The sequence below is a fragment of the Mucilaginibacter sp. P4_G9 genome (assembly GCF_056400985.1).
In genome coordinates this window covers 1-7627 of the sequence record NZ_JBFUKF010000282.1, presented here as the reverse complement: position 1 = coordinate 7627, position 7627 = coordinate 1, and the positions used below count along the sequence as shown (strand labels likewise).

At 42.8% G+C, this 7627-nt stretch carries 7 protein-coding genes; 6 read left to right on the top strand and 1 reads right to left on the bottom strand.

Annotation, left to right across the window (positions count from 1 at the left end):
- The 6 genes from glgB to AC1DPZ_RS19525 form a co-directional block, all read left to right on the top strand.
- The coding region (gene glgB, locus AC1DPZ_RS19550; protein WP_477406515.1) for a 1,4-alpha-glucan branching protein GlgB at positions 1-1335 on the top strand (1335 nt) is incomplete at its 5' end.
- A 69-nt stretch (positions 1336-1404) separates the two neighbouring features.
- Complete coding sequence (locus tag AC1DPZ_RS19545) at positions 1405-1596, top strand: hypothetical protein (protein WP_477406513.1); 192 nt, start codon at positions 1405-1407, stop codon at positions 1594-1596.
- Between the two features lie 52 nt (positions 1597-1648).
- A complete protein-coding gene (locus tag AC1DPZ_RS19540; protein ID WP_477406511.1) occupies positions 1649-1828 on the top strand; it encodes a hypothetical protein in 180 nt (59 codons plus the stop codon).
- Positions 1829-2134 carry a DUF3784 domain-containing protein gene (locus AC1DPZ_RS19535; RefSeq protein ID WP_477406509.1) on the top strand — a complete coding sequence of 102 codons (306 nt, stop codon included), beginning with the start codon at positions 1829-1831 and terminating at the stop codon, positions 2132-2134. It begins immediately after the preceding gene.
- A 792-nt stretch (positions 2135-2926) separates the two neighbouring features.
- Positions 2927-4369: a DUF1593 domain-containing protein gene (locus AC1DPZ_RS19530; RefSeq protein WP_477406507.1), complete on the top strand. Its 1443-nt coding sequence runs from the start codon at positions 2927-2929 to the stop codon at positions 4367-4369.
- Between the two features lie 638 nt (positions 4370-5007).
- Positions 5008-5442 carry a glycosyl-4,4'-diaponeurosporenoate acyltransferase CrtO family protein gene (locus AC1DPZ_RS19525; protein WP_477406505.1) on the top strand — a complete coding sequence of 145 codons (435 nt, stop codon included), beginning with the start codon at positions 5008-5010 and terminating at the stop codon, positions 5440-5442.
- Positions 5443-6146: 704 nt separating this feature from the next.
- On the opposite strand, the gene AC1DPZ_RS19520 is transcribed toward AC1DPZ_RS19525, so the two are convergent.
- Complete coding sequence (locus tag AC1DPZ_RS19520; protein ID WP_477406503.1) at positions 6147-7553, bottom strand: IS1182 family transposase; 1407 nt, start codon at positions 7551-7553, stop codon at positions 6147-6149.
- Positions 7554-7627 lie beyond the last annotated feature (74 nt).

The following is a 7627-nucleotide window of genomic DNA, read 5'->3' as shown; positions in this document are numbered from 1 at the left end:
CCCTTTTACCCAAGCTGGGGATACCAGATCTCGGGCTATTTTGCAGCCGCCTCACGCTATGGTACGCCGCAGGAGTTGATGTACTTAATTGAGGAATTTCATAAGGCCGGTATTGGTGTAATACTTGATTGGGTGCCTTCGCACTTTCCCGGTGATATTCACGCGCTTTATAAATTCGACGGTACGCACCTGTATGAGCACGCCGATCCGCGTAAAGGCTTTCACCCCGATTGGAAATCGTACATATTTAATTATGGGCGTAACGAGGTTAGGGCATTCCTGATCAGTAATGCGCTGTTCTGGCTCGACAGGTACCATGCCGACGGTTTACGTGTAGACGCGGTTGCATCCATGCTTTACCTTGATTACTCGCGTAAACATGGCGAATGGGAAGCCAACATTTATGGCGGTAATGAGAACCTGGAAGCCGTATCGTTCCTTAAAGAATTTAACGAGGCAGTTTATAGCCATTTCCCATCAACGCAAACTATTGCAGAGGAGTCCACATCGTTCACAGGTGTTAGCCGCCCGGTTTATTTGGGTGGATTAGGATTCGGGATGAAATGGATGATGGGTTGGATGCACGATACTATCGATTACTTTAAGGAGGACCCTATCCACCGTAAATATCATCATAACGAGATCACGTTTAGCACCATATATGCCTTCACCGAAAATTTTATGCTGCCTTTCTCGCACGATGAGGTGGTATTTGGCAAAGGCAGCATGCTGCGCAAAATGCCGGGCGATGAGTGGCAGCAGTTTGCCAATCTACGCCTGATGTACAGCTATATGTTTACCCATCCGGGCACAAAACTGCTGTTTATGGGGGCCGAATTTGGCCAGGGCGATGAGTGGAACTTCGGCCAGTCGTTACAATGGCATGTGTTGGAGTACGCCAATCACCAGGGCATGTCAGAAACGGTGAAAACCCTCAATCACTTATACCGCGATGAGCCAGCCCTGCATGAAAAAAGCTTTGATTTTACCGGTTTTCAATGGATAGATGGCGGCAATGCCAATGATTCTATACTGGTTTACAGTCGTATGGGCAACAACACTAAGGACGACCTGGTTATCATCCTGAACATGACGCCCGTACCACGCTACAAATACCGTATAGGCGTAACGGCCGACGGCGACTGGAAAGAGATTTTTAACTCCGATGCTAAAAACCTTTGGGGAAGCGGCCTCATCAATGATGAGCCTGTAAAAGCCGAACCCGAAAAATGGCATGGTAAGGATAACTCTATCAGGATTACAATACCACCTTTGGGTGCAACCATATTTAAAAAGGTGTCATCAACGCCTGCTAAGTATGAATTAAAACGATAATGTTTTTTAATTTAACCATTTCATAAGCGTAAAAGTTTATGAAATGGTTATTTATAAACCTGCCTGCCTATGAATCCCAAATTTCGCAACCTGTATTTAATAGGAGGAACAGTTGCTTTGGTGCTGCTTATTGTACAGGTTATCATGACGTATCCACATATGAATGCCCAGGGAATATTATTAAATACCCTGCCCGCATTGTTGCTTTATTACCTGGCTTACAAAACTTACCATGTGCATAAGGATGGGGAGCTGATGTAATTTGGGCTAATGGTAAATTGTTTTGGTTTGAATAATAGCTAAATTTGTTTTTATGGACGAATTGATTAATTATCCCGGGGATGAGCAGCCAGAGGTTTATCCTGAATATGTATTGAAAGGAGTAAGAGATTCATTGAAACAAGCGCAGGAAGGGAAGCTAACACCATTTACCAGCGTTAAAGATATGCTTAACCTGCAACAAAGTAAAAATTCCAATCAACGCCCCCAATAAATGTTTAACCTCATTGTATTTGGCGTTATTGCCCTGGTGATGCTTGTATTAGGCTACCAGGTAAAGTATAAAAAGAAAGCCAGCCTGATATCTGGTTTTAATGAAGACCTGGTTACAGATGTTAACGGTTTATGCAACTGGGTAGGCGGTTTAATGCTCATCAATGCGGCAATAGCCCTTTCAACCGGTATTTTAATGGCTTACTTACCAACCAAACTTAATTTTATACTCCTCTATTTTGTTTCGGGGATAGTAATCACCTCGGTATTCGCGGTTGTGGGCAAAAGGAAATTTAAGCGGCGGTAACCAAAACCCGATCATTCCGTTTTTGCCGCCGGTCTTGTGCAAAAAGTGTTGCGTTAAGCAATCACCCGCCATCCACCAATAAACTAATGAACCAGTGAACTAATGAACCATAAGGGCAATACCTGCGGTCCGGGCTATACGTTCATACTGCGCAGGCCTTATCCGCATTGGCCGGTATCCACTTCTATCCCTATTGCAAAAAAACGTTTTCAAAAATTGCCTGTCCGTCCGCTTACCTGTCCCAGCCTGTTGCGGACATGGTCCGGACAAATCCCCTCGCTCACTTTTGCTGTCGCTTTTTATACTGCACTTTGTTGGTGTTGTCACTATAGGCGTTCGGAAGATTATAAAAAGCGGGGGATGTGCGATTCCTTCCTTGGGGAAGGAGGAGGAAGGGGTTTTGCGAGCGATAGGCCCCCGCTGCTATTCAAGAGTAAAAGCCTGGTGTAGAAACCCCTCCCTGCACCCTCCCGTTGGGAGGGAATCGCACGGGGCCAGCTTTTTATAATCTTCCGAACATCTGTAGAGACAACTCCAACAAGGGCATAGTCGTTCGAAGTCGGAGACATTCGAACAGCGGAACACTTCGGGAAGCGTGGGTAAACTGTTTTTCAAGTTCTGGTACTATTTCTTTGTAAAAGTCATCAACGTTTAAAAAAAATCTATAATTTTATCGCTGAGCACAGGGCGTTGATTTATTGTTAATAAATTGATTGTCAATTATTTACGATAAAAAACTATGGCCTGCTCTCTTTTTATATACTTTTCTTATCCCGAACTCACGTTAAAATAATGAAAACAAGACTAATGCCAGTTGCGCTGGTTGTATTAATTATTATACTGGCAACACACATTACGGCTTCTGCACAAACAATTGCCAAACATCGCCTGATTGTAATTACCGACATTGGAAACGAGCCTGATGATTTTATGTCGATGGTGCGGTTAATGCTATACACAAATCAAATCGACATCGAAGGGCTCATCGCTTCAACATCCATTCATCAATCAAAAAAGGTTAGCCCACAACTCATTGAAAAAGTTATTCGTAGTTATGAGAAGGTGCAACCTAATCTTCTAAAACATGAACCCGGATTTCCGACAGCGCAATACTTATTAAGCCTGGTAAAAAAAGGCATTCCGGTTTATGGGATGGAAGGCGTAGGAAAAGGCAAAGATTCGGAAGGTTCGGACTGGGTGATTAAGATGCTTGAAAAGAATGATAGCCGCCCTTTATGGGTGACTGTTTGGGGCGGCCCGAATATACTGGCGCAAGCACTCTGGAAAATCAGGGAGACTAAAAGCGAAGGGGAAGCAAAAAGGTTGATAAGCAAGCTCAGAGTATACACGATTTCGGACCAGGATAATTCGGGGCCATGGATACGCAAGAATTTCCCCGGCCTGTTCTACATCGCAAGCCCTGGAAATTATTATACGGCTACATGGTCAGCCATCTTAAGCGTATTTCCCGGCGCCAACAACGAAGTCGTGAGCAATGATTGGCTTATGCGAAATGTACAGCAGGGACATGGGCCCCTCGGGGCAATCTATCCGGATGTGTCTTTTGGCATGGAGGGTGATACCCCGTCCTGGCTCTCGCTGATTCCCAATGGACTGAACAACCCGGAGCATCCAAACTGGGGAGGTTGGGGCGGACGTTATGAATTTTACAAACCACCCTTCGATCCTAAGTTGAAATGGATTGTTCCGCTGGAAGAAGAGACGAGACCATTTTGGACAAATGCCGAAGACGAATATACACCCTGGGTGCCGGGCAAATGGGGGAGTGCCATTGTAAAAGACACAGGTACATACAAAGACAACCATGTAACGATTTGGAGATGGAGAGAAGAAATCCAGAATGATTTTGCGGCAAGAATGGCCTGGTGTAATACGGATTATAAAGCTGCCAATCACCCACCGGTTGTGAAACTCAATATGCCCGAACAGCTCACGGTAAAATCCGGCGAGACATTTAGTCTTGACGGCAGTGCATCCTATGACCCTGATGGAGATGCCCTGAGCTTTCATTGGTTTCAATACAGGGAAGCGGGAACGTTGCATAATACAATAGCGGTCGGTCCGGCAGAAAACATGTCTGTCATTCCAGAGTTAAAAGCACCAGAGGTAGGTAGTATCCAAACTACTCACTTCATTTTGAAGGTTACCGATAAAGGAACGCCCCGGCTAACCCGATATAAAAGAGTAATTGTAACCATTCTTCCAAAGCAATGAACGATGGCAACTTGGCATTTTTTACAGCCAATAACAGTCGAAAAGGGGAGGGTGAAAAATTTCATTTCAGCTTGCATCCAAAGGCCGCGGTTAATGCGGCCTTTTGCTTTGTGCGGTGTCCGTCCGTCCGGTTATGCTGTGGTATGGTTGGATGGGCGGACAAGGTTTTAACTGGGCTTATCATCACCATGTCATTGTAAGTGATAAAAACCCGGAGCTCTGAAGGGGGAATTACGTTGCTAAAAGGCTGTCATGAGCCTGTCGAAGCATAGCGGGTGAAGGCCTCTGCGCGCGACCCTTCGACAGGCTCAGGGTGACAGGCCAATTACTTTCGCGGTCGCAAGGGTGGCCCTTGTGACCCGCATGCAAGATATTGATTATGCAAATCCCGGATGTTTATTAATGCGGGATTTTGTATTTTTAAAAAAGAACGCTGCAGGTATACATTAATTGGCGTATAGTTAGCATGCTGTGCTATAATTCATTGCACATTTAATAGGGAAGCAAAAACAGAGCGCAATGGGTAAATATTTAAAAGTTTGTGTAGTGTTATTAACGTTGTGTGCACGGTGGTGGCGGTAGCTCTTCGGCAAGGCATGCATTCTTTTTTGTTTGCGTGGGTATTAAATTTTATGCTGATGATGGGTGTTTTATTCTTCACTCATACCTTCAAACTGCCATTGGCATCCACTTATTACAATTCGAAAAAATGGGAGGCTGATGGAAAGATCTATAAATGGTTCGGGATTCATGGATTTAGAAAGGTTTTGGTATGGGTTGGCTGGGAGAAACTCAACAAAGCTGCCAATCCGGTAAAAAAGAGTTTGGATGCGCTAAAACATTTGGAGTATACCACCCGGCAATCGGAATTTGGGCATTTAATTATCTTCTTTATCGTATTGGTCCCTACGCTCTTCGTTGCATTTTATTACGGATTTAAGCAATCATTATGGCTGCTTATGCTAAATGTTATACTAAATGCTTACCCGGTTGGCGTTCAACGTTATAATAGGCCACGACTGCAAAAAGCTATCAATAGAATCAGGGTTTTTCAATCGGCGCATGAAATTTAATGCCAAAAGAAGCCTATTCCTGCACCCTCAGGGCCCTCTCAATCAGAGACCCTAAGGAGACGGAGTTAGACTTTTAGACAAAGGATAAAGGACTTTTGGACAAAGGTTTTTCCTGTACCCTAAGGGAACGGAAATTTGAAGGATGGTATGGCGTATAGTTGACACGCGGGTCACAAGGGTGGACCCTTGCGACAGCGGGGGATGTCTGTACCATTAAACTTTTTCCACTTACAAGAAATTAAGATAGTTGCACCAAGACCTAAAACCGTAAATCCTAAGAAAGATCAATAGCTATGAATATGAAATTAATGTTAATCGCAATAACGTGCTTTGTTTGTAGCTCTTCTTACTCACAAAACGGCAAACTGCTATCTGTTAAAGTAGAATGTGGCGGTTTTTTTACGGAAACGATAATGAATGTTGATTGCAATAGCTTTAGACAGCAGTTAAAAGAAACGATGACGGTAAAGTCTTTTGTCGACTTGAAGGATGTTTCTCAATTCAATTCTTATATAAAGAATTTCAGTAAACAGCCAATGCGTGCCAATGTTGACATAAGGGGAATAATGACGCTTAATTACAATAAAAAAAAGGTAGAATATTGCTTTGATATATTTGGAAGGTTTTACAAGTGGCTGTTGCACAACTAACCCTTTAACGAACAATAAACTAAGTTGTGCGATCATTTTAGCCTGGCATCTGATTTAAGCGCAATAAAAATCAGATGTCTTAAAAGGCTCTAATAAGCTTAAAATCTCATGCCAAAGCCTATTCCCTCCATATTTAATTAACTTCTTAAGATTGTAAGCAATTCCTGCCATTATCATACATTTATTGGCTAGTTTTATACCGATCGTACGTACTTTCTGCATTCCTAAGTATTCTACTAATGTGCCAATTACTGGCTCTACTGTGCTTTTTCTGATGGTCATCATTTGTCTTCCATAGTCCTCATGTATTCGTTTATGCATGTCATCGAATAATGGCCTGTTTAACGAATTAGTTAGCATTTTATAACTTGCCCTACCGATACATTTTTCACGAATAACGCACTTTTTGCAATCGGATCTTTTGCTCATGTAGGTTTTTGAAACGCCGTGATGTTTCTTGTAGCCAATGAACTTTAAAGTATTTCCCTGGTCACATATGTATCGGTCATTTTCTTCATCATATTTAAATCCATCGCGTACTTGCTTATAGGTTCCGGTATTGGGAATGTACCCGGTAATGCCCCTGGAAATAAGGCTATGTAAGGCATCTGAACTGCTATAATTGGCATCAGCAATGATCTCTTCTACAGCAAGACCGTAATCTTTAAGGTTATTATCAATTTTTTCAAGTACATCGTCAAGACACTGACTGTCCTTTTTATCTGCGTGAAAAGCACCAATACTGGTGATAACATAACTGGAAGTGTCAACGCTAAGTTGGCTCAGGTAATTTAGCTTCATTACTTTACCTGGCTTTACTGACATCCTTGAATCCGGATCGGTTGTACTGGCCCTGCTGGCGTTCCCTCCTTTCTGGGGTTTGGGCTCGTGGAGTTGGCCTGTTCCCCGATTATCATCCGTTGCATTTTCCAGCTGTTCCTCCTTTAATTGATTGGTAAAGGCCATCGCATCTTCCATAATGACCTTTTCTTTAATGCTGTCTAAAGCTGCGTTAGCTTTCACAAAAACACTATCAACTGCCTGTCTTTTGCCGGTTAACATTCCTTTGTCTATGCACTGCTTTAATACTTGTTTAAATAATTGGTTAAATATGTCTTCATCATAAAGCTGGCGGGTACGGCTTAAAGTAGAATGCCAGGGCAATTCTTCGTCGATATCGTAACCAATAAAATAAAGAATATCAAGGCGCATGGATGATATGTTAATGATGCGCCTATCACTTGGCTGATTCTCCAAATAGCCAACGAGTAATAACTTAAAGAAAACAACCGGGTCAATACTTTTTTGTCCGTCTTTCCCGTAATACTTAGCGGTAGACGCATATAAAARCTGAAGATCTAGTGTTTCTTTCAGCTTTCGGTATATATTGTCTGCCGGAACACGGTCGGACAATTGGAAATTGGTAAAGAGTTTCTCTTGATAGTGCTTCTTTCCTTGCATGACGTTAAGATACTAAAAATCAATATCTTAACATAAATTATTGCGAAATAGTTGACGAGTTGTGCAACAGCCAC

Excerpts from the sequence above, each read along its gene's own strand:
- AC1DPZ_RS19535 (WP_477406509.1), top strand. The coding sequence starts at position 1,829 with ATGTTTAACCTCATTGTATTTGGCGTTATTGCCCTGGTGATGCTTGTA.
- AC1DPZ_RS19525 (WP_477406505.1), top strand. The coding sequence starts at position 5,008 with ATGATGGGTGTTTTATTCTTCACTCATACCTTCAAACTGCCATTGGCA.
- AC1DPZ_RS19545 (WP_477406513.1), top strand. The coding sequence starts at position 1,405 with ATGAATCCCAAATTTCGCAACCTGTATTTAATAGGAGGAACAGTTGCT.
- AC1DPZ_RS19530 (WP_477406507.1), top strand. The coding sequence starts at position 2,927 with ATGAAAACAAGACTAATGCCAGTTGCGCTGGTTGTATTAATTATTATA.
- AC1DPZ_RS19540 (WP_477406511.1), top strand. The coding sequence starts at position 1,649 with ATGGACGAATTGATTAATTATCCCGGGGATGAGCAGCCAGAGGTTTAT.